This window comes from Paenibacillus sp. FSL R7-0210, from assembly GCF_038009085.1.
Classification (GTDB): domain Bacteria; phylum Bacillota; class Bacilli; order Paenibacillales; family Paenibacillaceae; genus Paenibacillus_AQ; species Paenibacillus_AQ silagei.
In genome coordinates, this window is record NZ_JBBPAR010000001.1 from 1,817,043 (window position 1) to 1,838,234 (window position 21,192).

21 protein-coding genes and 1 tRNA gene are annotated in these 21,192 nt (G+C 51.2%); 16 read left to right on the plus strand and 6 right to left on the minus strand.

Annotation, left to right across the window (positions count from 1 at the left end):
* Positions 1-69: 69 nt before the first annotated feature.
* Positions 70-879 carry an alpha/beta fold hydrolase gene (locus MKY64_RS07815; RefSeq protein ID WP_340952082.1) on the minus strand — a complete coding sequence of 270 codons (810 nt, stop codon included), beginning with the start codon at positions 877-879 and terminating at the stop codon, positions 70-72.
* Between the two features lie 143 nt (positions 880-1,022).
* Between MKY64_RS07815 and MKY64_RS07820 the strand changes: the two genes are divergently transcribed.
* Entirely contained in the window at positions 1,023-1,892 is an 870-nt protein-coding gene (locus MKY64_RS07820; protein ID WP_340952083.1) for a phosphotransferase family protein, read from the plus strand.
* Between the two features lie 200 nt (positions 1,893-2,092).
* Here MKY64_RS07820 and MKY64_RS07825 read toward each other — a convergent pair whose 3' ends face one another.
* Positions 2,093-2,320, minus strand: coding sequence for a hypothetical protein (locus tag MKY64_RS07825; RefSeq protein ID WP_340952085.1), 228 nt, complete (start codon positions 2,318-2,320; stop codon positions 2,093-2,095).
* Positions 2,321-2,471: 151 nt separating this feature from the next.
* On the opposite strand from MKY64_RS07825, the gene MKY64_RS07830 reads away from it, so the two are divergent.
* The 3 genes from MKY64_RS07830 to MKY64_RS07840 all read left to right on the plus strand — a co-directional run bounded on the left by MKY64_RS07830 (position 2,472) and on the right by MKY64_RS07840 (position 6,313).
* Positions 2,472-3,311 carry a DegV family protein gene (locus tag MKY64_RS07830; protein ID WP_339310183.1) on the plus strand — a complete coding sequence of 280 codons (840 nt, stop codon included), beginning with the start codon at positions 2,472-2,474 and terminating at the stop codon, positions 3,309-3,311.
* 177 nt (positions 3,312-3,488) lie between these two features.
* Positions 3,489-3,857 (plus strand): hypothetical protein, encoded by a 369-nt coding sequence (locus MKY64_RS07835; RefSeq protein WP_036733528.1) that lies wholly within the window; start codon positions 3,489-3,491, stop codon positions 3,855-3,857.
* A gap of 200 nt (positions 3,858-4,057) precedes the next feature.
* Positions 4,058-6,313, plus strand: coding sequence for an AraC family transcriptional regulator (locus MKY64_RS07840; RefSeq protein ID WP_340952091.1), 2,256 nt, complete (start codon positions 4,058-4,060; stop codon positions 6,311-6,313).
* Positions 6,314-6,454: 141 nt separating this feature from the next.
* Here the strand turns inward: MKY64_RS07840 and MKY64_RS07845 are convergent, their stop codons facing one another.
* Positions 6,455-7,339 carry a carbohydrate ABC transporter permease gene (locus MKY64_RS07845; RefSeq protein ID WP_340952093.1) on the minus strand — a complete coding sequence of 295 codons (885 nt, stop codon included), beginning with the start codon at positions 7,337-7,339 and terminating at the stop codon, positions 6,455-6,457.
* Between the two features lie 380 nt (positions 7,340-7,719).
* Between MKY64_RS07845 and MKY64_RS07850 the strand changes: the two genes are divergently transcribed.
* The 3 genes from MKY64_RS07850 to MKY64_RS07860 are packed head-to-tail and all read left to right on the plus strand — an operon-like array spanning position 7,720 to position 11,126.
* Entirely contained in the window at positions 7,720-8,577 is an 858-nt protein-coding gene (locus MKY64_RS07850; RefSeq protein ID WP_445668096.1) for an ABC transporter permease, read from the plus strand.
* Between the two features lie 40 nt (positions 8,578-8,617).
* A complete protein-coding gene (locus MKY64_RS07855) occupies positions 8,618-10,120 on the plus strand; it encodes an extracellular solute-binding protein (RefSeq protein WP_340952097.1) in 1,503 nt (500 codons plus the stop codon).
* A gap of 46 nt (positions 10,121-10,166) precedes the next feature.
* Positions 10,167-11,126 (plus strand): pectinesterase family protein, encoded by a 960-nt coding sequence (locus MKY64_RS07860; RefSeq protein WP_340952099.1) that lies wholly within the window; start codon positions 10,167-10,169, stop codon positions 11,124-11,126.
* Positions 11,127-11,217: 91 nt separating this feature from the next.
* Here the strand turns inward: MKY64_RS07860 and MKY64_RS07865 are convergent, their stop codons facing one another.
* The 3 genes from MKY64_RS07865 to MKY64_RS07875 form a co-directional block, all read right to left on the minus strand.
* Positions 11,218-11,505 (minus strand): YxcD family protein, encoded by a 288-nt coding sequence (locus tag MKY64_RS07865; protein WP_036701193.1) that lies wholly within the window; start codon positions 11,503-11,505, stop codon positions 11,218-11,220.
* Positions 11,505-11,939 (minus strand): hypothetical protein, encoded by a 435-nt coding sequence (locus MKY64_RS07870; protein WP_340952102.1) that lies wholly within the window; start codon positions 11,937-11,939, stop codon positions 11,505-11,507. The genes MKY64_RS07865 and MKY64_RS07870 overlap by 1 nt, the downstream gene beginning before the upstream one ends.
* Before the next feature lie 213 nt (positions 11,940-12,152).
* Positions 12,153-12,716 carry a beta-class carbonic anhydrase gene (locus MKY64_RS07875; RefSeq protein WP_036733547.1) on the minus strand — a complete coding sequence of 188 codons (564 nt, stop codon included), beginning with the start codon at positions 12,714-12,716 and terminating at the stop codon, positions 12,153-12,155.
* 231 nt (positions 12,717-12,947) lie between these two features.
* On the opposite strand from MKY64_RS07875, the gene MKY64_RS07880 reads away from it, so the two are divergent.
* The 9 genes from MKY64_RS07880 to MKY64_RS07920 all read left to right on the plus strand — a co-directional run bounded on the left by MKY64_RS07880 (position 12,948) and on the right by MKY64_RS07920 (position 20,543).
* Complete coding sequence (locus MKY64_RS07880; protein ID WP_340952104.1) at positions 12,948-14,465, plus strand: carboxypeptidase M32; 1,518 nt, start codon at positions 12,948-12,950, stop codon at positions 14,463-14,465.
* A gap of 145 nt (positions 14,466-14,610) precedes the next feature.
* Positions 14,611-15,258 carry a PAQR family membrane homeostasis protein TrhA gene (gene trhA / locus MKY64_RS07885; protein ID WP_036733553.1) on the plus strand — a complete coding sequence of 216 codons (648 nt, stop codon included), beginning with the start codon at positions 14,611-14,613 and terminating at the stop codon, positions 15,256-15,258.
* Between the two features lie 170 nt (positions 15,259-15,428).
* Positions 15,429-15,785 carry a putative DNA-binding protein gene (locus MKY64_RS07890; RefSeq protein WP_339249066.1) on the plus strand — a complete coding sequence of 119 codons (357 nt, stop codon included), beginning with the start codon at positions 15,429-15,431 and terminating at the stop codon, positions 15,783-15,785.
* Between the two features lie 21 nt (positions 15,786-15,806).
* Complete coding sequence (ffh, locus tag MKY64_RS07895; protein ID WP_036701200.1) at positions 15,807-17,198, plus strand: signal recognition particle protein; 1,392 nt, start codon at positions 15,807-15,809, stop codon at positions 17,196-17,198.
* A 401-nt stretch (positions 17,199-17,599) separates the two neighbouring features.
* Positions 17,600-17,872: a 30S ribosomal protein S16 gene (gene rpsP / locus MKY64_RS07900; RefSeq protein ID WP_036701203.1), complete on the plus strand. Its 273-nt coding sequence runs from the start codon at positions 17,600-17,602 to the stop codon at positions 17,870-17,872.
* A gap of 22 nt (positions 17,873-17,894) precedes the next feature.
* Positions 17,895-18,125: a KH domain-containing protein gene (locus MKY64_RS07905; protein WP_020432321.1), complete on the plus strand. Its 231-nt coding sequence runs from the start codon at positions 17,895-17,897 to the stop codon at positions 18,123-18,125.
* Between the two features lie 104 nt (positions 18,126-18,229).
* On the plus strand, positions 18,230-18,754 hold the full coding sequence (gene rimM, locus MKY64_RS07910; protein ID WP_036733560.1) for a ribosome maturation factor RimM: 525 nt from the start codon (positions 18,230-18,232) through the stop codon (positions 18,752-18,754).
* Positions 18,754-19,542, plus strand: a complete 789-nt coding sequence (gene trmD / locus MKY64_RS07915; RefSeq protein WP_339257520.1) for a tRNA (guanosine(37)-N1)-methyltransferase TrmD — start codon at positions 18,754-18,756, stop codon at positions 19,540-19,542. Before rimM ends, trmD begins: the two co-directional genes overlap by 1 nt.
* Positions 19,543-20,469: 927 nt before the next feature.
* Positions 20,470-20,543 (plus strand) — tRNA-Pro (locus MKY64_RS07920).
* The last annotated feature ends 649 nt before the right edge of the window (positions 20,544-21,192 follow it).

Sequence of the window (21,192 nt, forward strand, 5' to 3'; positions counted from 1 at the left end):
GAATTAACACAGGACTGCCCCATGAAGCTATTTCTTCTCGGGCAGTCCTGTTCTGGCTGTGCGGAAAATCTATCCCGCGAACCCTGCCAGCTCCCGGTTGAACCGTTCCCGCTCGTCATAGAATAAACCGTGGCCGCTGTTCTCAAAGGGAATAAGGACCGAATTCCTAATCCCTTGATGCTGCGCCTCTGCGAGCGGGAAGAAGCACACCTGATCATGAACCCCGTGTAGAATCAGCGTAGGCACCTGGATCCGGGGGAGATCATCGAACAACTCTTCGGCCAGCCAGGCGTTGGAGACTGCGATGGTGGACCAGTTTGCCGCCTCCAGCCCTAACAGGAAGAACCAGTCCGAGAATGGCTGTGATACCGGCTGATAGAAGAAAATATCGCCGAAATCCTTCAGCATCTTGGGCCGGTCCTTGTAGGTGGACTGGATAATCTGCTCTATAGCTGCTCTGGTCGTGCCATAAGGGAAGCCCGGCCGCTGAATCAGACTGGGGGCTGCCGAAGCGAATAAGGCCAGCTTGGAGACACCATATCCCTTGTGCCGGGCCATATACCGGATCGCTACAGCTCCGCCGGTAGAGTGCCCGCCGAGTGTAATATTGTGCAGTCCCAAGGCTCCGATCACACAGCGGATATCATCTGCGAGACGGTTGTAGTCGTAACCGCCAAGCGGTTTGTCAGACCGTCCGAAGCCTCTCATATCCATTCCAATGCAGCGGTAGCCCATGGGCACCAGCTGATTGTACTGGTATTCGAACATCTGGTGATTTGCTGGCCAGCCGTGAATGAAGAGTATCGTTTTGGTGCCAAGCGGGTTAAGATCATTCACATACACCTTCACATTCGGTTCTACTCTAATCCAATGTTCCATTTCGCATCCCTCAATTCTCTGTTGATTGGTATAGTTGGAATATGTTATTCATTGGAATAGGGAAAATGCCTAGAATATGGTCTGAGGGATTCGGAGCAGCTTAATGAGCAGCAGATCGTTCCTTGGAGAGGAGAATAATAACTATGAATAATGTTCTGAGTGGTATCCGCTGGCAAGAGCAGAGTGCAGAGAGTGAGCGGCTGCTGGCAAGGCTGGAAGAGGCGGCCGTTACCCCGATGAAGGGGGGACTGGAAGCTGAGGTGTGCTGCATTACACTGCCGGATACGAAGCTTGTGCTGAAAATCTGGAACCGCGAGTCCCGGCCGGACGTCTCGATCCAGTATCAAGTGCTGGAGCAGCTGGTCCGGCAGGGCTGCGCGGTCTCACAGCCGTATGCCTGGGGTCTAGACGCTGAGGACCATCAGGTGCTGTTAACCAGCTTCGATGGTATGCCTGTCAAGAAGGTAAATGCCGCCAGCCTTACAGCTATAGCGGCTAATCTGCTTGATGTACATAAGCTGCACATTGATTCAGCCAGCGGCTTGAAGGTACCAGCTTATGATTTCGCAGATTACTTCTTCCCTGCCTGGGCGGAGCAGCCGGAGATCCGAACGCTGGCGCAGGAGCTGGCGGAGCGGGGCAAGCTTACCGCACACCAGCTCATTCATGGTGATTATCATCTGGGCAATATTTTGGAGGCCGCAGGGGTATTTACCATCATAGACTGGACGAATGTTCAGCTTGGCGATCCAAGGTATGATATAGCGTGGTCTATTCTGCTCTTTAGAGTATATTTGTCGGAGCGGAATGCCAGCCTGTACCAGTCAGCCTTTGCCGCCAACAGCAGGTATAGCCCGGCAGAGCTGGAGCTGTTCGAGGCATTGGCTGCCCTACGCTGGCTTCAGCTGCACCGGACTACGGGTGTCCCGATTCAGCGGAATACTCTGAAGGCAATCCGGGCGCTAATGCGGGAGAACCGTTATGTGCCGGATAGTCTGACTGAATCCTTGTAGCGGGATACCCCGCTTGGATATTACCAGCCCTAACAAGCTCACCGTTCTCCAGCCGGCTATTGCAAGCAGAAACGGCTACGCCATCCTCTTAAGGACGGCGTAGCCGTTTGTGTCTGCATGATAACAAAGGTTGCGGGAAGCCCGCTAGCTGGGGGAATTGTGCTTCCATAGAATGCGAAGCATGTCAGTCGTTAAGCTGCTTAATTCTTACGTTCCGGGTTTTGCGGCTTCACGCGGGCGGGCCGGGTGACCCAGTTGCTGCGGTTCATCGGCTTGACGGTATCAATCCGCTCGTTAATTACCTCGTCACTGTGGTCCTCTGACGCAGCGGTCTCGGCAACACCCTCGGATTCAACAGCAGCCGGGGCTTTCTTGGACAGGCCGGCACCATTATGCTTTCCCCGGTTCCATACTCTATTCTTGCTCATCCTGGTACACTCCATTTCTGTATGCTTATGCTTCAACCATAACATAAGTAGGACCAAGCATAAAAGTCCGATTTTGACAAGTTATAAATTGTACTATTGATGTCCGGAAAGGGTAACTATAATGGTATAGAATTGAAAGGAGAGCATTCTGATGCCCATCAAGATAATTACGGATAGCGGTTCGGATCTACCCCCTGAATACACGAAGCAGTATGACATCTCCATTGTTCATTTGCCGGTCCATTTCGGCCATGAACTGATGCCGGATGATATGAATGCGAAGGATTTCTATGACAAAATGCATCAATCGAAGGAATTGCCGACGACTGCAAGCCCGAGTCCGCAGACCTTCCTGGACAGCTTCAAGCAAGTGGAAGCAGGCACTGACATTCTGGTCATCTGCATGTCCTCTAATATTAGCAGTACTTATCAGACCGCAATGATCGCCAAGGAGATGTACGAGGAAGAAGGACATCCGAATGCGATTGAAATTATAGATTCCAAGCTGTTCTCCGGTGGCTTGACCCTGATTGTCGCTATGGCGGCCAAATGGTCACTTACCGCAGCAAGTCTGGCTGAGTTGAAGGACAGAGTGTTGAAGAAGGTCGAAGAGACGACTGCGTACTTCACGCTGGATACCCTGGAGAATGTGATCAAGGGCGGACGGCTGAGCCGGATCTCCGGCGCTGTGGCTTCCGTGCTGAACATCAAGCTGCTGCTGAAGATTAGCGATGAGGGTATTGTTGAAGTGGTCGAGAAGACGCGCGGACTGCCCAAGGCGCTGACTCATTTGCTGGCCAAGCTGGATCAGAAGCAGCATGATTATGAGCAGGCGGTAATCGCCATTGTGCATAGCAATTGTGAGACGCTGGCGCTGGAGATCAAGCGGCGTATTCTGGAAAAGCATCCCTTCAAGGAGGTTCTGCTGTCCACGATGGGACCCGTGATGGGAACCTATGCCGGGCAGGGCGGAATCGGAGTGGCTTTTTGAGCGTTCTGAACGCACAGCAGTTTAAAGTATTGATAACAGCCGTATACCGGACTTTCCGGGTACGGCTGTTTGCTCTGCGTATGCGGATCGAATGAACGGCGGGGAGCAGGCTAGGCACACTGGACTGGGCAGGTGCATAGTATGAAGCAAATCCAATTACACGGAGGTCATGCACTTATGTCGACAACTTCTTCCGGCACGCAATCGCCGGTGATCTATCAGGCAGACCCGGCGGTGGTCCAGCATCTGAACGGGGTCCGCGATTCGCTTCACCAGTCCTGTAAGCCGTATCTGAATCATAAAGTGCAGGTGCAGACCCTTGACGGTCAGATGCATGAGGGTACGATTGCCGGTATGGACAGTAAGCATATGTATCTGGCTGTAACCATAGCCACAGATATGGGCCGCGGATATTACAATCCGTACTACAAGCCTTATCCAGGTCCGGGATATCCGGGCCCGGGCTACCCGTATCCCGGTACGGTGAACAGCAATGTGATTATGCCGCTGGTCTTGTTCGAGCTGCTGACGATTGCGTTACTCTAAGCAAGGCTCATAGCCTGGGTCATCATCGAGCTACAGCCCCACGTTGTGGGGTTGTTTTGTATGATCTACTGCGCTCAAGGAGAGGGCTGAACGGCTTCAACGAGACCTTTTGCCAATTGCACACGTGAAAATAATCATGGAACCGCATTCATGAAAGCGCTATAATTTAATGGAGTCTATCAAATCAAAGGGGAAACACAATGAGCAAAGGAAGAATGTTCTACGGCATCTTTATTCCTATATTAATCCTTGGCGTGGGACTGGTGGTCGGCTTCGGAAGCTATATCTACATCAGTACCATCGATTCAGTGGTCGGGCGGTTCTCCAGCAGCAAGCAGAGCTATATCGAGCAGATCAAGAACAATCTGGAGCACAAAATCCAAACGATAGAATACGCGTTCAATACCTATAGCACCACCAGCTCTTTTCAGGAGGTCGTGACCCATCCCATTACCGAGCAAGACTTCATCGCCTACCGGAATGTGAACTCACAGCTGAATTATATCGCCTCCATGGCGGCTGAAGGGACGGAATATTCGCTGATCAGTCTGGTGCAGAACTGGCAGATCCTGAATGAGAAGCTCAGCAATCTCAGTGCCGGGGAGGTTCAGCAGCTCCGGGAGCAATATATTGAGAATCAGGAGCAGAGCCTCTTCTGGATGAAGACGGACAAGGGAATCCGGTTCGTGAATACACTGCCGGTGTTCTCCACTAAGAAGCAGGCGATTGCCTTATCCGACATTTCATTACATACCCTTAATGCCACGATAAGCAGCGGGGAAGATGCAGCTGTCTACATTTTGAACAAGCATGGTGAACTGATGTATGAATCTGATCCTGGTAATGTGCTGTTAGCCCCGGAGCAGTTCGGCCAGCTTGCCGGGACAATCAATTCCATGGAGGACAAGGGGACGGTCCAGCAGGAGATGTCCGGCCGCGACAGTGTGAAGCTTATCTATGCCAAGTCCTCGTATAATAACTGGATCTATCTGACCGTGCTGGATCAGGCGGAGATTACCCGCTCTCTGGAGATGACCAAGTTCGGGATCTCCGCGATGGGGCTGCTGTTGATTCTCCTGATCTGGGTGGTGGCTTATATGATCTCTCAATATTTCACCAAGCCGATTGAGCAGCTTAAGCGCAGTCTGCCCGTTATTCCGCAGGTGAGCTCCAGGAATGAGCTGGAATATATCCGGCATTCAATTGATACGATTATCTCGGAGAAGGCTTCGCTTGAGAGTCTGATCGAATCGGAAATGCCCCGGCTGGAGACGCAGCTGATCCTTAATCTGTTCCGCAGCCGCGTCTCGGCGGAGGAGCTGGAGCAGAGTCTGCTCCGGTTCGGGTATAACCTGTCAGAGAAGCACCGTTATGCTGCGATGCTGATTCAGCTGGACAGTCTGGGCGGCCGGGAGGCCTCGGACAAGGATGTCCTGCTGCTTGCCGTCAATAAGATGGTGGAGGAGCTGATCCCCGCAGGTCAGCGGCTGCAGCCGATTATCCTGAATGATGACACACAGGCAACGATCCTGACCTTCACCGGATCCAACGATGCCACAATGAATAAAGAAGTGCTGGATTATGCCACGGCACTCCTGAAGGCGGTGCGCGATTATCTGAAGGTATCGATCAGCATCGGCATCAGCAACTTTTACAGCAATCTGTTAGAGAGTAAGGAAGCCGGGGAGATGAGCAAGCAGGCACTGCATCAGCGGCTGAATCTGGGTAAGGAATCGATTATCTTCTATGAGGATATCTCCATGGTCGTCTCCGGTCCGGTGTCGCTGCATTATCCGGCAGAGCTGGAGACGCAATTGTTCAATGCCATCCGGCTGGGGGACAAGGAGCAGGTTACGGCTGCGCTCTATCCGTTTCTGGCGGAGCTGATGGGCAAGAATAAGAGCACCCTGAAATTCGAGGTCATGCTGGTGCGGCTCGTGAATAATCTGATCCAGCTGGAGCAGCATCTGGGAGTTAGTGTCCTGTTGACTCAGGATAACAATAAGCTGTATCACCGCCTGCTGGATATTCGCAATCCCGAAGAGATGGAGCGGATGCTGGTGCAGGAGGTTATTTACCCCATGATGTACAGCATGAAGGACAAGACCAGCCAGCAGTTCCGCTGTCTCTCGGATAAGATCACCGACATTGTGCATGCGGAATATGACCGTGAGCTTACGCTGGAGGGGATCGGCGAGCGGCTTCATTACAATCCGAATTATCTAAGCAGCATCTTCAAAAAAGAGTACGGCACCGCCTTCAGCGAATACCTCATGAACTACCGCCTGGAGATGGCCAAACGGTGGCTGACGGAGACGGATATGACGATCAGGGAGATTGCCGAGCGGCTGCAGTATCATAATCCGCAGAATTTCATCCGCTCTTTCCGTAAGAAGGAGCAGGTTACGCCTGGTGCTTACCGGAAGCTGAAGCAGGGGGAGCAGCAGATATTTTAGCAGGAATAGGGGCTTGGTTCAGGAGAAAGCTTGGATCAGGGGTTCATGCACAAACGGTACCGTCCTTGCTTCAAGGCGGTACCGTTTCTGTATATGTTCTAAAGTTCCGGTAGTTTCGGATGGATGCTGAACAGCGGGCCGTCAGCCTTTGACTGCTCCGAGCAGGGCGCCCTTGGTGAAATGCTTCTGGACAAAAGGATAAGCGGCCAGCATCGGCACCGTGGCGATGACAATGACCGCCATTTTGATCGTCTGGGCCGGCGGCACAATATCGACCGAGGTTCCCTCGGCCTGCATCCCGCTGGAAACAATAACGATCTGGCGCAGCAGCACCTGGATCGGCCATTTTGCCGAATCATTCATATACAGGATCGCGTTCATGTACGTATTCCAGTAAGCAACCGCATAGAACAGGGAGATGGTGGCGATGGAAGGCAGGGCCAGCGGCAGCATGATTCGCATGAAGATTCCGAAGTCATTGCTTCCGTCGATCTTGGCGGACTCCTCCAGACTGTCAGGCAGCGCCTGGAAGAAGTTGCGCATGATAATCATGTTGAAGGCATTGACGGCAACCGGGAAGATCAGGGACCCGTACGAGTTGATCAGGCCGACGCTTTTGACGACCAGGAAGGTGGGGATCATTCCGCCGCTGAACAGCATGGAGAAGACGACGATGAAGTTAATGGTATTGCGGGCAGGCAGGTATCTCCTGGACAAGCCGTAGGCCATCAGCGCAGTAAGCAGCATACTGACTAAGGTTCCTGCAATAGTGACACCCACGGATACCCCGAGTCCCCGGAAGATGGTAGGCGTTGAGAGAATGTAGCGGTACGCATCCAGTGAGAAAGTAGTCGGGAATAAGATGAACCGCTTGGCCATGACCTCCTGGGTGGTAGCGAAGGAGCTGGCAATGATATTGATGAAGGGCAATAAGCAGACAAGCGCAATCAGAACGAGTATGGCTGTATTAACGAAGGTGAAGATCCTTCCGCCGACCGATTCTTTTCTACGTGAGCTATGGTTCATTCTGTGATCCTCCTCGGTTTTCAGTACCTCTTCACTGTAACAAGGAGCAGAAATTACGTATATAATCCGGGCATGAGGTGTTCGCAGACTTGCCTTGTGAAGCCCCCTCTCCGGAGATAATCATTAGCCTAGGCAGGTAATCCTCAGAGGAGATCTGATCGTCCTTAACCCCGCAGCCAAGCGGGTTCTGTAAACGCTATCACATAATGATTATATACGTAATGTAAGAAATTTCTTACGCTGAGACCGTAACAGGAACGAGCAAAGGAGGCTGACATGTGAAAGCAACAAGCATCACCGCAACACCAAATCTGACTATCGAAAAGGGGAAAGGTGCACGCGCTCTTACGGCTCTGAATAAATACAAGCTGCTGTATCTGATGATCCTGCCCGGGCTGCTGTATTTCATCATCTTCAAATATCTGCCCATGGGCGGGCTGATCATTGCGTTCCAGAATTATCAGCCGTTCCAGGGAATTACCGGGAGTGAGTGGGTCGGCCTGAAGCATTTCATCCGTCTATTTACGGAGCCTACGTTCATGCAGCTGCTGCGCAACACCCTGATTCTGTTTGCCATGAACATTGTGATCTTCTTCCCGCTGCCGATTATTGTAGCCTTGATGCTGAACGAGTTGAAGGGACGCTATCTCAAGAACTGGATTCAGACAATTATCTACATCCCGCACTTCATGTCCTGGGTTATTATTGTCTCTATTACGTATGTGTTCCTGACGGTGGATGGCGGGGTCATCAATGAGCTGATCGCAAGTCTCGGCGGCACCAAAATCAGCTTCCTCACCTCTTCGGAGTGGCTGCGGACGATCTATATCCTGCAGATTATCTGGAAGGAGCTGGGGTGGTCGACCATTATCTATCTGGCAGCTATTACTGTAGTGGACCCGCAGCTCTATGAAGCCTCCGAGATGGACGGGGCAAGCCGTCTGCGCAAGACCTGGCATGTTACACTGCCGGCGATCCGTCCCGTGATTATTACCCTGCTGATTCTCAAAATCGGCAGCACGCTGGATCTCGGCTTCGAACATATGTATCTGCTGCTGAATTCGCTGAACCGCAGTGTCGCCGAAATTTTCGATACCTATATCTATACGGCGGGCCTCAAGAACGGGCAATTAAGCTTCAGCACCACGATAGGCTTGTTCAAGGGCGTTGTCGGGTTAATTCTCGTGATGCTCTCCAACAAGCTGGCCAAAAGAATGGGCGAAGACGGCGTGTATTAAGGCTAAGGCTACCTATTTCATCTACCAAAGGAGAAGTGTTATGAACAAAAGATGGGTCACTCTAATTGCAATCGCTACAATGGCTACCACTATGCTCTCGGCATGCGGCGGAGACAAGGAAGAGAAGAAGAATGCCGCACCAGAGGATCTGAACTCGAAGCTGGAAGTAAGCTGGCTGAATATTCTGCACACGGCTTCGCCGCCGACCGATACGATCAAATCGCTGCTTGAGGAATATACCAACAGCAAAATCACCTTCAACTGGGTACCCGATGCTTCCAAGGAAGAGCGGATCACTACGGCGCTGGCCTCGGGGGAGCTTGCAGACATTGTCACCCTGACCATGATGACCAATTCATCGGTTAGAAGCTCACTCAAATCAGGTCTGTTCTGGGATGTGGGCCCTTATCTCTCAGAGTTCAGTAATCTGGCGAAGATTGCTCCTGAGCTGAAGGAAGCGGCTTCGATTGAAGGCGTCCTCTACGGCGTTCCCTTCCAGAAGAATCTGGCGCGTTCCGGCCTGATCTTCCGCAAGGACTGGCTGGATAAGCTGGGTCTGCCGGTTCCGAAGACGCTGGATGAGGTGTATGAAGTGGCCAGAGCCTTCACAGAGGATGACCCGGATGGCAATGGTGTGAAGGACACGACAGGCTTCGGGGACAGATCAGAGCTGAAATACAGCAGCTTCAAAACACTAAGCTCCTATTTTGGCACGCCCAATGGCTGGAAGGTGGATGATAGCGGCAAGTTTATCCCTGAATTCGATACACCGGAATATATGGACACGATGAATTTCTCCAAAAAGCTCTATGAAAACGGATATCTGGCGCAGGACTTCGCAGTTACAGCCAAAACAGACCAGCAGCAGCAATTCGCGCAGGGTAAAACCGGGATCTATACCGGTATGGTGGACATCTCCAGTCTGAGAACCCTGGCACAGGATCTGCAGCCGGGCATGGAGCTGGTGCCGGTGAACAAGATCTCTAATGGAGACGGGCAGTATCATATCTGGTCCGAGGGCAGCGGGATCGGCGGATTGATGGCTTTTCCGAAATCCGAGGTGAAGACCGAAGCAGAGCTCAAGCGGCTGCTGAAGTTCGTCAATGACCTGATCGATGAGAAGGCGTTCATGCTGATGACCGGCGGGATCGAAGGCACCCATTATGAATATGATGAGAACGGCGCCTTCAAGATTCTGAACACCGAGCTGTGGCAGGCGGATGTGCAGCCTTTCTCCTCCAGCAGACCTAGTGAGATTGCCTATACGCTTAAGGACGCGAACCCTGAGAAGCAGCTGGCCAATGAGCTGATCCGCGAGAATGACAAGTTCGCTGTGCTTGACCCCACCGTTCCGCTGGATTCGGCTACCAATAATGAGCAGGGAACGGAATTGCAAAAGATCATCACAGATGCTACCTTCAAATATATCATGGGCCAATCGGATGAGGCGGCCTTCAAGAAAGCCGTACAGACCTGGAAGGATTCGGGCGGAACCAAGATCACCGAGGAATACGAAGCTGCATACAAACTGACACAGAAGTAAGCAGGTCTTAAGCGAAGGCCAAGTGTGAGAGAGGATGGGAAAAGGGATGCTGGTGGGCAAGGAGGGCTTTTGCGATTACTCTACCATTCAGGCGGCAGTCGATGCCCTAGAAGGGCTGGACCCGGACACAGAGGCAACGCTCTACATTATGCCGGGAGTGTACAAGGAGGAGGTGCGGGTCTACCGCTCCTGTCTCCGTATCATCGGCATCGGACAAGTGGAGATCACGATGAACCGCTATGCCCGGGAGCTGGATGAGCAGGGGGAAGAGATCGGGACCTTTGCCACTCCCACCCTGTTCCTGGGCGGCAGGAAGCTGGTGCTGGAGAATCTGACCGTTTCCAATACAGCCGGACAAGGCAGCGAGGTGGGGCAGGCAGTGGCGGTGTACGCCCATTGTGATGAGACGGTATTCCGAAATTGTACATTCAAAGGCCATCAGGACACGCTGTTCACCGGTCCGCTGCCTCCAGCCCCCAGAGAGCGCCTGTTGTTCGGCGGCGTTCCGCTGCGGGAGCATCATGCGCAGTACCGCCAGTTGTACCAGCACTGTTACATTGAGGGAACGGTAGATTATATCTTTGGCGGAGCAACGGCCTACTTCGAGCATTGTACGCTGCACAGCCTGCGGAATAGCGGAGGCTATGCAGGCTACATCACGGCTGCCTCCACTCCTGAAGGGCAGGCCTACGGCTACGTGTTCAATCAATGTTATCTGAGTGCTGAGCCGGGAACAGCGCCGGTATTCCTGGGCCGGCCATGGCGGGAGCATGCCAAGACAGTCTTTGTGGATTGCCGGATGGGCCAGCATATCCACCCCCAAGGCTGGGCTCATTGGGGCGAGCCTGGGGGTGAGCAGACGGTCAGGTATGCGGAGTACACTTCTGAAGGAACTGCGGCGATTCTGCGGCAGCAGCGTGCGCCTTGGGCTGAGCTGCACGGAAGCGGCAGTGCGCGGGTCAGCAGGGACGATGTACTGGCTGGATTCCTGACAGCAGAAGAATAAGCTATCTTGTGATTATCAGGCAGCAGTCACAATAAAAGGGCTGACCCCGCTACCCGGGGTCAGCCCTTTATTCGATCAAGTCTTGCAATGCTTACGTGTTCACAACCGCTGTAATTTCTTCATCCAGCTCCAGCCGTACATCCTCACGGTAGGCACGGATGCCGTATTCGCTGTGTACGTAGCGAAGGATGGATTCAATCATGTTGGACTCCACCAGGTACTGGCTTCTTCCCTGTATCCAGACCTCTGCGGTGTAGCCGGTGTCCTCGTCCCAGCTAAGTTCCACCTGGACTTCCTCCACCCGTACAGCCTTGCGTTCCGCCATATGCAGGCAGATTGCATTGATAATCTCGTCCATGCTGAGAACGGTAACACCCATTAGTAGCGTCCGTCCCTTTCTTCCAGCCGGCGTCGTTCCTGTCTGCGCTTGAAGAAGGACATAATCAGCGTAATCACGAAGTAGATGGCCAGCATGTTAATCAGGAATCCGATGATATTTCCAAAAGCGCCCATTCCGGCGAACATTCCGCCGAAGAGGAAGCCGGCGATCCCGCCGATCATCAGGCCTTTCATCAGGCTGCCGCCGCTGAAGAAGCCGCGGTTCGCATTCGCTGCAGTTCCGTTGGTGTTGCTTTTAGTGCTATCGCTTTTTTTCACATTATCGGTGGTCGATTTCTTCGGGGTCGTTGTGAATCCCCGGCTTCCTGATTTAAAGCCCCCGCCGCGGCGGGCATCTGCGAAGTCAGGAACAGTGACAGCGAAGAACAGGGTGAAGGCCATGACGATCATCATTACACGTTTCATTGATTTCATTGAGTACGAGAACCTCCTAGAAGTATTGGTAACATCCAGTTTACCTGGCTGTTGCCCGGTAATACGCAAGGCGGAGGCTAAGGTTTCAATTTTTAAAATATAAGAATTTATATGTTTCACACGATAACTTTCACCCGGCATTGGCCCGGATACCCGGACACAAAAAAAACGCGGGTCCGGGACCCGCGCAAACAGCAGTATCAGAGAGTTGCCTTAGTCCGCGTATCCGTCCGAGACAAGCTCAAGCGCTCCGGTAGCCGGATCGATGATCATGCCGTGAATAGGTACGTTTGGGGGGAGTAAGGGATGGCGCTTAATCAGCTCCACAGTCTGAATTACCCCTTCCTCGACATTGTCAAACCCGCGCAGCCATTTGGTCAGCTTAATCCCTGAATTCTCCAGGGTACTGAGTACTTCCTCGGACACGCCGCGTTCCTTGATGGAGTTAATCATATGGTCAGCATTCAGGGAAGCCATGCCGCATTCATAATGGCCGACGACAATCACTTCGTCCGCGTCCAGTTCGTATAGCGCAACCATTACGCTGCGCATGACGCTCCCGAACGGCTGGGAGATGATGGCTCCGGCATTTTTGATGATTTTGACATCACCGTTCTTGAAATTCATTGCTTTGGGCAGAAGCTCAACAAGCCGTGTGTCCATACAGGTGATGATCAGCATTTTTTTATCCGGGAAGCGGCTGGTCAGATAGCTCTCATATGCTTTTTCCTCTACAAAATGCTTGTTGAACTCTAAAATGTCTGTAACCTGACTCATAAGCCATGTGCCTCCTTAAGATTAAACTGTAATTCATTGTACTGCGTCTTGCCGCGAACATAAAGGGCTTCCTGCAATCAAATATTGCAAAATCTAAGCGGAGTCTGTCTCCGCGCCTGTGAACTGTTAACTACTTCAAATTTGAAGAGATACAGCCCGAATTTGATTATAACGATTATAAAAAGTATCATCAAGAGGAGTAGAAAAAAATGACAAGGCAGGTGCTCAGACATGGAACAGCAGGTCCGGGAACAATGGGATAAATTCAGCGAGCTATTATCTAAAATCAAAGGCTATTATGAAGCAATTGGACTTCTGGGCTGGGATCTGCGTACAGGCGCGCCCCGCAAAGGTGTAGAGATCCGTTCCGCCACGCTGGGTATGCTGAGTGCAGAAGCATTCAGACTCCAGGTATCGGAGGAGATCGGAGCGTTCACAGCGTATTTCAGCCGCCCGGAAGTAGCGGAGCAGCTGGACAGCAATCAGAATAAGATTGTGAAGGATACCCGCAAGGAGTACCAACGCAGCAAAAGCATTCCCTCCAAGACCTTCGAGGAATATTCGGTGCTCACCGCCCATGCGCAGACGATCTGGGAAGAGGCTAAGGATGATAATGATTTCGCCTCCTTCGAGCCGTATCTGACCAAGATTGTGGCCTTCAAACAAGAGTTCATTGATTATTGGGGTGTGCAAGGCTCGCGTTATGACACTTTGCTGGATATGTACGAGCCGGATTTGACCGTTGAGAAGGTAGATGCGATCTTCACCCGTCTGCGCAGCCGTCTTGTGCCGCTGGCCGAAGCGATCAATGCTTCGCCGAACAAGCCGGACACCGAATTCCTGAGCCAGATCTTCCCTAAGGAGCAGCAGGAGAAATTCGGCCTCTTCTTACTCGAACAGATGGGCTATGATTTCGAGGCAGGACGTCTGGATGAAAGTGTGCATCCGTTCGCTACAGGGCTGAACCCCGGCGATGTCCGCATAACCACGAACTATCTGCTGGACAATGTGACCAGCTCCATCTTCAGCTCGCTGCATGAGGGCGGACATGCCCTGTACGAGCAGAATTTCGGTGAAGAGCTGATCGGTACACCTCTGGCACAGGGGGCGTCCATGGGAATTCATGAATCCCAGTCCAGACTGTGGGAGAATATGATCGGCCGCAGCCGGGCCTTCTGGCAGCGTTATTACGGCGATCTGCAGCAGCATTTCCCGGAGCAGCTTGCGAACGTGGAGATGGAAGACTTTTACCGGGCAATCAACAGTGTAGGCAATTCCTTCATCCGGATCGAAGCTGATGAGCTGACATATAACCTGCATATTATTGTGCGCTATGAGATTGAGAAGCTGATTTTCAACGAAGGGCTTGAAGTCAAGGATCTGCCTGAGACCTGGAACGCGAAGTATCAGGAATACTTAGGGATTACACCGCCTACGGATGCACTTGGCGTACTGCAGGACGTTCATTGGTCCGGCGGAGACTTCGGCTATTTCGCTTCCTATTCCCTGGGTAACATGTATGCGGCCCAAATGCTGAACACCCTGCGTAAGGAACTGCCGGAATTCGAGGAGCTGATTGCCACTGGTAACCTGCTGCCGATCAAAGAATGGCTTACTGACAAGGTATACCGCTACGGCCAGAGCCTGACCCCTTCGCAGATTATCGAGCAAGTCACAGGCGAACCGCTGAATCCCGATTATCTGGCGGATTATCTGGAAGCGAAGTATACCGAGCTCTACAAGCTATAAGACTTGAGTTGCTGTAGCAGTAAATGATGACTTCTTAAGCTATTGAATGTTGCAGCAGCAGCCTGCCCTGAGGCGTCCGTAAGCTGGAAGGACTTCGGAGAAATGGCTATAATAGAAGGAAACCGCAAACGGAAGGAATCGTGGTATGGCAAATACTCACACTTACAGCCGCAAGGAAGAAGTAGCAAATGCGGTTACACACGGGATCGGCGCTCTATTAAGTATTGCTGCGCTGGTTCTGCTGATCGTATATGCTGTTCAGAACGGCACAGCCTGGCATGTAGTCAGTTTCTCCATTTACGGCGCTACTATGCTGATCCTGTATTTTAATTCAACGATGGTGCATAGTCTCAGAGACGGCAAGGCGAAGGACTTCTTTGAATTCCTTGACCACGCTTCGATCTACTTATTCATTGCCGGAACGTACACCCCGTTTATGCTGGTGGCGATCCGCGGACCGCTGGGCTGGACGTTATTCGGTATCGCTTGGGGAGTGGCGGTATTCGGTGTTTTCTTTAAGGCTTTTTTCGTCAAAAAATTCCTGTTCATGTCCACCGTCTTCTACATTGCGATGGGCTGGATGATCGTAATCGCCTGGAGCCCTCTGTCCCAGGCCGTCGCCAGCGGCGGGATGACTCTGCTGATGATTGGCGGACTGCTGTACACTCTGGGCACCGTGTTTTATGTATGGCGCGGCTTCCCGTACCATCATGCGATCTGGCATTTATTCGTGCTTGCGGGAACCGTTCTGCACTTCTTCGTTGTATTGTTATACATTCTCCCTATTCATTAATGCGGGAGGCATAGTGCCGTACTGGTGCAGGATTTCAAGGCGGGAATGCCGGTTTTGGGCAAAGAAAAAGATGACAAGTAAAAAGACTTGACATCTTTCTTTGTTTTCGGTATCATAAGGGACGTTGTGAAGCTGTAAAGTGTTTTTCCTTGACGAAGGGAGTGCCCTTGATGAGTCAGGAGAATAGGCTCGAGAAAACCAACCGGATCAACCTGTTATTTGCTTTCTATGAACGGCTGCTTACTGACAAGCAACAGACGTTTCTCAAATATTATTTCCATGATGATTTCTCCCTGGGGGAGATCGCAGCGGAATTTGAAATTAGCCGCCAGGCTGTGTACGAGCATATCAAGCGGGCGGAGCAAGTGCTTGAGAATTATGAAGAGAAGCTTGGACTCCTGTCCAAGCATGAAGACCGCAATAAGTACTTAGAAGAATTGCGCAGATTCCCTGACAGTGGAATGCTGCCGGAGCAATATAAGCAGCAATTCATGGAACTCATGGACCGGCTGCAGAGGTTAGAGTAGGAAGAAGGGAGCGAGCCGCCTATGGCATTTGAAGGATTAACCGGAAGATTGCAGAATGTGTTCAGCAAACTGCGCGGCAAAGGGAAAGTATCCGAAGATGACGTAAACGAAGCGATGCGTGAAGTGCGGCTGGCCCTTCTGGAAGCCGATGTTAACTTCAAGGTCGTCAAGGACTTCGTGTCCAAGGTGAAAGAGAAGTCTGTTGGTACGGAAGTGATGGACAGCTTCACGCCAGGCATGGTCATCATCGATATTGTTAACAAGGAACTGACGGAGCTGATGGGCGGAAGCCAGGCGAAGCTGGCTAAGTCGAACAAGCCGCCGACGGTCATCATGATGACGGGTCTGCAGGGCGCAGGGAAGACGACCACTTCCGGTAAGCTGGCGAAGCTGCTGCAGAAGGGCAACCACCGCCCGCTGCTCGTAGCCGCCGATATCTACCGTCCGGCTGCGATCAAGCAGCTGCAGGTGCTCGGAGAACAGATTAAGGTTCCTGTCTTCTCGCTGGGTGATCAGACGAGTCCGGTAGAGATTGCCAGACAAGGTGTTCAGCATGCGAAGGACAATAACCTGGATTATGTGATTATTGATACGGCAGGCCGCCTGCATATTGATGAAGAGCTGATGGAAGAGCTGAAGCAGATCCATAACGTTGTAACTCCGGATGAAGTGCTTCTGGTAGTCGATGCTATGACCGGTCAGGATGCCGTGAATGTGGCGGACAGCTTCAACAAGCAGCTGGAGCTTACCGGCGTAGTGCTTACGAAGCTTGACGGCGACACCCGTGGTGGTGCTGCATTATCCGTCAAGGCGGTCACCGGCTGCCCGATCAAATTCGCCGCTCTCGGCGAGAAGATTGATGCGCTGGAGCCGTTCCATCCGGAGCGGATGGCTTCGCGGATACTCGGCATGGGCGACATGCTGTCGCTGATCGAGAAGGCTCAGGCCAATATCGATACCGAGAAAGCCAAGGAAATGGAACGTAAGATGCGTAATGCAGAATTCACGTTCGATGATTTCCTGGAGCAGATGGATCAAGTGAAGAAGCTTGGCCCGATCGACCAGATTCTTGATATGCTGCCCGGCATGAACAAGGCCAAGGGCATGAAGGACCTGAAGGTGGACGATAAGCAGATGGGCCGCGTTGAAGCCATTGTTCATTCCATGACCAAGGCCGAGAAAGCCCAGCCTGAGATTATCAACCACAACCGCCGCAAGCGTATTGCAGCAGGCAGCGGTACCAACGTCGCTGAGGTGAACCGGCTCATCAAGCAATTCGATGAAATGCGCAAGATGATGAAGCAGTTCTCTGGTATGATGGGCGGCGGAGGCGGTAAGGGCGGCAAGAAGAACGCCATGAAGCAGCTCAAGGGCCTTGCCGGTAAAGGCGGAATGAAGTTCCCGTTCCGTTAATCTTAATCTTTACGGTTTAATGTTTAGGTTTAAGGTTTAGCTTTAAGTTTTAGGTTTCCCCCTAGATCTGATATAGTACAACATCAGAAGATCGAGTAATCTTTTGACCTTAATCTTTTGACCTTAATCTTTTGACCTTGATCTTTTGACCTTGATCTTTTGACCTTGATCTTAATGTTTAAATCTCTTCCCCTCGTTACCAGGGAACGCCGCCAGTCAAGCGTATCCCGCAGGGAGGAAAAGCGGTCTTTCCCCGAACTCACCCAAGTCCCGCCAGTCTGAACGCCTACGCTAGTTGCACTTAGCGGGTGTCCAGAGGGCAGAGCCCTTGGGGCCCTCCCTTCGGGAAGGGAGGGTTTGGGAGGGATCGAAAACGATATTCTTTTAAGGAGGTGAATTTCGTGGCAGTACGTATTCGTTTGAAAAGAATGGGAGCACATAAAGCGCCTTTCTACCGTGTAGTGGTTTCCGATTCCCGGTCTCCTCGTGACGGCCGTTTTATCGAGGAAATCGGTTATTATAATCCGATCGAAGTACCGGCAGTCGTTAAGATTGACGAAGAGAAGGCTCTTAAATGGCTTCAGACAGGTGCACAAGCATCTGATACCGTCCGCAACCTGCTTTCCAAAGCTGGCGTGATGAAGAAGTTCCATGAGTCAAAGCTTCAGAAATAATGACTGATTGCGAGGGTCCTCTATGGAAGAATTAGTTGGTGTTATTGCTAAGGCTTTAGTGGATCATCCGGAGGATGTGGCCGTACGGACCGTGGAGAAGGATCACCTGATTGTCTATGAGCTCTCCGTGCATCCTGATGATGTCGGTAAGGTCATCGGCAAGCAGGGGCGGATCGCCAAAGCGCTTCGTACCGTAGTCACATCTGCAGCAGTCAAAAGTGATAAACGCGTTACCGTGGATATTTTATCTTAAGGATGCGCACAAGGAGGGGCTAGGGATAGTATATCCCGGCTCCTTTTTGTTGAAAATATAAGAATTTATAGACTGTACGCAATCAACGTGAAGGAGATGAACACATGACAGAAGAGTTAACCGTAGGCAGGCTGGTGAACACGCACGGCATTCGCGGGGAGATCAAAATCCTGTCGCATACCGATTTCCCGGAAGTGCGTTTCGCACCCGGCAACAAGCTGCTGCTGATTCCCGCAGACGGAAGCCCGAAATTCGAGGTTACGATCGAATCGGCGAGAGAGCACAAAGGGATGTATATCGCCAAGCTTAAGGGGTATACGAACATTAATGAGATCGAGAAATACAAAGGCAGCCTGCTCAAGGTGCCTAGTGATAATCTGGTTGAGTTGCCGGAGAACGAGTATTATTTCCACCAGATTGTAGGCTGCGAGGTTTACACGGATGAAGATGCCAGCCAGCCGCTGGGGACGATTACAGAGATTCTGCAGCCCGGGGCCAATGATGTCTGGGTAGTGAAGCCGAAGAAGGGCCAGGATATTCTGATTCCGGTTATTAACGATGTAGTGCTGGACGTCGATATTACAGCCAAAAAAATCACTGTGCACCTTATGGAAGGGCTGCTCCCATGATCCGTATCGACGTGCTGACGCTGTTCCCTGATATGTGTGAAGGCGTCTTCGGCACCAGCATTCTCGGTAAGGCCCGTGAGAAAGGCATTGCTTCACTGAACACAGTGAACTTCCGCGACTTCTCGGGCAACAAGCATAACAGCGTGGATGATACACCTTACGGCGGAGGAGGAGGCATGGTGCTGAAGCCTGACCCTATCTTCGCAGCGGTGGAGCATGTGCTGGCTCAGAGTAGCGCTGGAGGAGAGCAAGGGGAACACGGCAATACAGAGGCGGTGAAGCCGCGTATTATTCTGATGTGCCCCCAGGGCCGGACGTATAATCAGCAGATCGCCGAAGAGCTGGCACAGGAGCAGCACCTGATCTTCATCTGCGGTCATTATGAGGGCTATGACGAGCGAATCCGTGAGCATCTGGTGACGGACGAGCTGTCGATTGGCGACTATGTGCTGACCGGCGGTGAGCTCCCGGCCTTGACCGTCATTGATTCGGTAGTGCGGCTGCAGCCGGGGGCACTGGGCAATGAGACCTCTGCAATCTCCGACTCCTTCAGCACCGGGCTGCTGGAGTACCCGCATTATACCCGCCCGGCAGAGTTCCGGGGCTGGAAGGTGCCGGACATGCTGCTCAGCGGACATCATGCCAATATCGAGGTATGGCGGCGTGAGCAGGCGCTGCAGCGTACCCTCGAACGCAGACCGGATCTGCTGGAGACCGCTGAGCTGACAGCGAAGGACAAGCAGACGCTGAAGCGGCTGCAGGAGCAGGCAAGCCTGGAGCAGAAATAAATGATAAAATTGGGCTTAAATAGAGTCATAGCTGGCGTCTTTCTAACGTATATTACGTAAGGGAGGCGTTTTTTGCTGTGTTCTGAGAACCGGGAACGGGAATTACGAACTAGAACGGATACGCATAGAAGAAGTTTTGCCAGCGAAATAAATACGAGCAGATGTGCGTCAATACCCTTTTTCTAGGGTAATGAATAGAGGTGCCGCAAGTAGACATGCAGCTATAGACGCAGCTAGCTTAATTATCGAAAGGAATGACTGAAGTGACTACGAATACGCATGAATCATTCAAGCCAGCCGTGGACACTGTCCACAAGGAGGCGGAGCCGCTCCGCACGGTAAGTGATATTATTGATTTTTATAAGAATCGTAAATCGTAATCTTATAATTGAAGAAATGAATTAGACCTGGAAGCAGGTTCAATAGGCTCAGTAATACAGCAAATTCCACAAATAACCGCTGAAGACAGACGAACCCCAGGTTCGCTGGCTTCGGCGGTTATTTGTTTGTTGGGTGCGAACAGTACGGGCAAACAAAAAAAGACCGTCCGAAGACGGTCTCTCTACCCGAGGCGCTAGTTTGTAACTTTGATCCGTATCCCGCGCCACCAAGACTTAATCATTCAGCCGTTGGTCCGGGTAAGGGATACGTTCAGCATGTCATGCTTGATGTGAACGCACCTCCTTTCCTTGTGCCAAGAGTATAGCACAGCCTTTACGGAAAATCCATTAAATTTTAATGAGATGTGAAAAAATATTGAACTCAATAAAAATACTGAACTCTATTTGAAACTGCTGAACTAGTGAGGTATATTTATAGTATAACAGTAAGTAACCGCTTACCGGCATATTATGCATTAGATGAACGTATGTTAATCTTAGGGATGCGGCAAACGTAAGCATGAAGTAATGGATTGATTTGCAATGTCGGGGTATAGCGCAGCCTGGTAGCGCGCACCCTTGGGGTGGGTGAGGTCGCAGGTTCAAATCCTGTTACTCCGATTATACTAATGTATCAAGGTTCTAGCCACTTTTTAAAGGAAGCTTTATTTTGTTGTTAAAATTTAGTTTGACGCAGAAGAGGATGCTAGTAGTCTTGAATTATAAGACGTTGTGAACAAACTCCGAGGTCAACATATTGTATTTCAAAAAAGGTTATTGTTAAAGCGAACGGGGAGGTATGGAGAAAAGACTCTTATTAAGATACAGCGAGGGGATTTATCATAAGGTAAACAGAAAGCGTGTTTCCAGCCTAATGGGAAACGCGCTTTCTGTGTTTCTGTGTTGCTACAAAGTGAGAAATTCATATCTCTTAAACCTAAGTTAGTCATATTCATTTAGGAGTCATAATAGTGGTGATTTTCTTATTTTTCTCATTGATGCCTCTAAGTATTTACCAACTAAATCTCCAGATATTCCTCAGTTCATTTGTGGAAAAACTTGTTTAAGTATTTAGCTAGTTGGTGTACCACTGTTTATATGCTCAGGAATGTAAAAGGTGAGGTAAGAGTGGAGCAGATATATACTCGTTTTTGCAGAACGTTTAAAAGCAGCAGTATAGTTAAAAGTATATTTTTTATCTTTAGGTATGACCTAAACATAATCTGAGTTGGATTTTAGAATATAACTTCTAATCAAATTTGCTTTTCCC

Coding starts and splice junctions, on each gene's coding strand:
- MKY64_RS07830 (WP_339310183.1), top strand. CDS start 2,472: ATGCCCATCAAGATAATTACGGATAGCGGTTCGGATCTACCCCCTGAA.
- MKY64_RS07890 (WP_339249066.1), top strand. CDS start 15,429: ATGAGTCAGGAGAATAGGCTCGAGAAAACCAACCGGATCAACCTGTTA.
- MKY64_RS07835 (WP_036733528.1), top strand. CDS start 3,489: ATGTCGACAACTTCTTCCGGCACGCAATCGCCGGTGATCTATCAGGCA.
- MKY64_RS07870 (WP_340952102.1), bottom strand. CDS start 11,939: ATGAAATCAATGAAACGTGTAATGATGATCGTCATGGCCTTCACCCTG.
- MKY64_RS07875 (WP_036733547.1), bottom strand. CDS start 12,716: ATGAGTCAGGTTACAGACATTTTAGAGTTCAACAAGCATTTTGTAGAG.
- MKY64_RS07815 (WP_340952082.1), bottom strand. CDS start 879: ATGGAACATTGGATTAGAGTAGAACCGAATGTGAAGGTGTATGTGAAT.
- trhA (WP_036733553.1), top strand. CDS start 14,611: ATGGCAAATACTCACACTTACAGCCGCAAGGAAGAAGTAGCAAATGCG.
- MKY64_RS07880 (WP_340952104.1), top strand. CDS start 12,948: ATGGAACAGCAGGTCCGGGAACAATGGGATAAATTCAGCGAGCTATTA.
- MKY64_RS07850 (WP_445668096.1), top strand. CDS start 7,720: ATGATCCTGCCCGGGCTGCTGTATTTCATCATCTTCAAATATCTGCCC.
- MKY64_RS07865 (WP_036701193.1), bottom strand. CDS start 11,505: ATGGGTGTTACCGTTCTCAGCATGGACGAGATTATCAATGCAATCTGC.
- MKY64_RS07820 (WP_340952083.1), top strand. CDS start 1,023: ATGAATAATGTTCTGAGTGGTATCCGCTGGCAAGAGCAGAGTGCAGAG.
- rimM (WP_036733560.1), top strand. CDS start 18,230: ATGACAGAAGAGTTAACCGTAGGCAGGCTGGTGAACACGCACGGCATT.
- MKY64_RS07825 (WP_340952085.1), bottom strand. CDS start 2,320: ATGAGCAAGAATAGAGTATGGAACCGGGGAAAGCATAATGGTGCCGGC.
- MKY64_RS07905 (WP_020432321.1), top strand. CDS start 17,895: ATGGAAGAATTAGTTGGTGTTATTGCTAAGGCTTTAGTGGATCATCCG.
- MKY64_RS07840 (WP_340952091.1), top strand. CDS start 4,058: ATGAGCAAAGGAAGAATGTTCTACGGCATCTTTATTCCTATATTAATC.
- ffh (WP_036701200.1), top strand. CDS start 15,807: ATGGCATTTGAAGGATTAACCGGAAGATTGCAGAATGTGTTCAGCAAA.
- MKY64_RS07855 (WP_340952097.1), top strand. CDS start 8,618: ATGAACAAAAGATGGGTCACTCTAATTGCAATCGCTACAATGGCTACC.
- MKY64_RS07845 (WP_340952093.1), bottom strand. CDS start 7,339: ATGAACCATAGCTCACGTAGAAAAGAATCGGTCGGCGGAAGGATCTTC.
- MKY64_RS07860 (WP_340952099.1), top strand. CDS start 10,167: ATGCTGGTGGGCAAGGAGGGCTTTTGCGATTACTCTACCATTCAGGCG.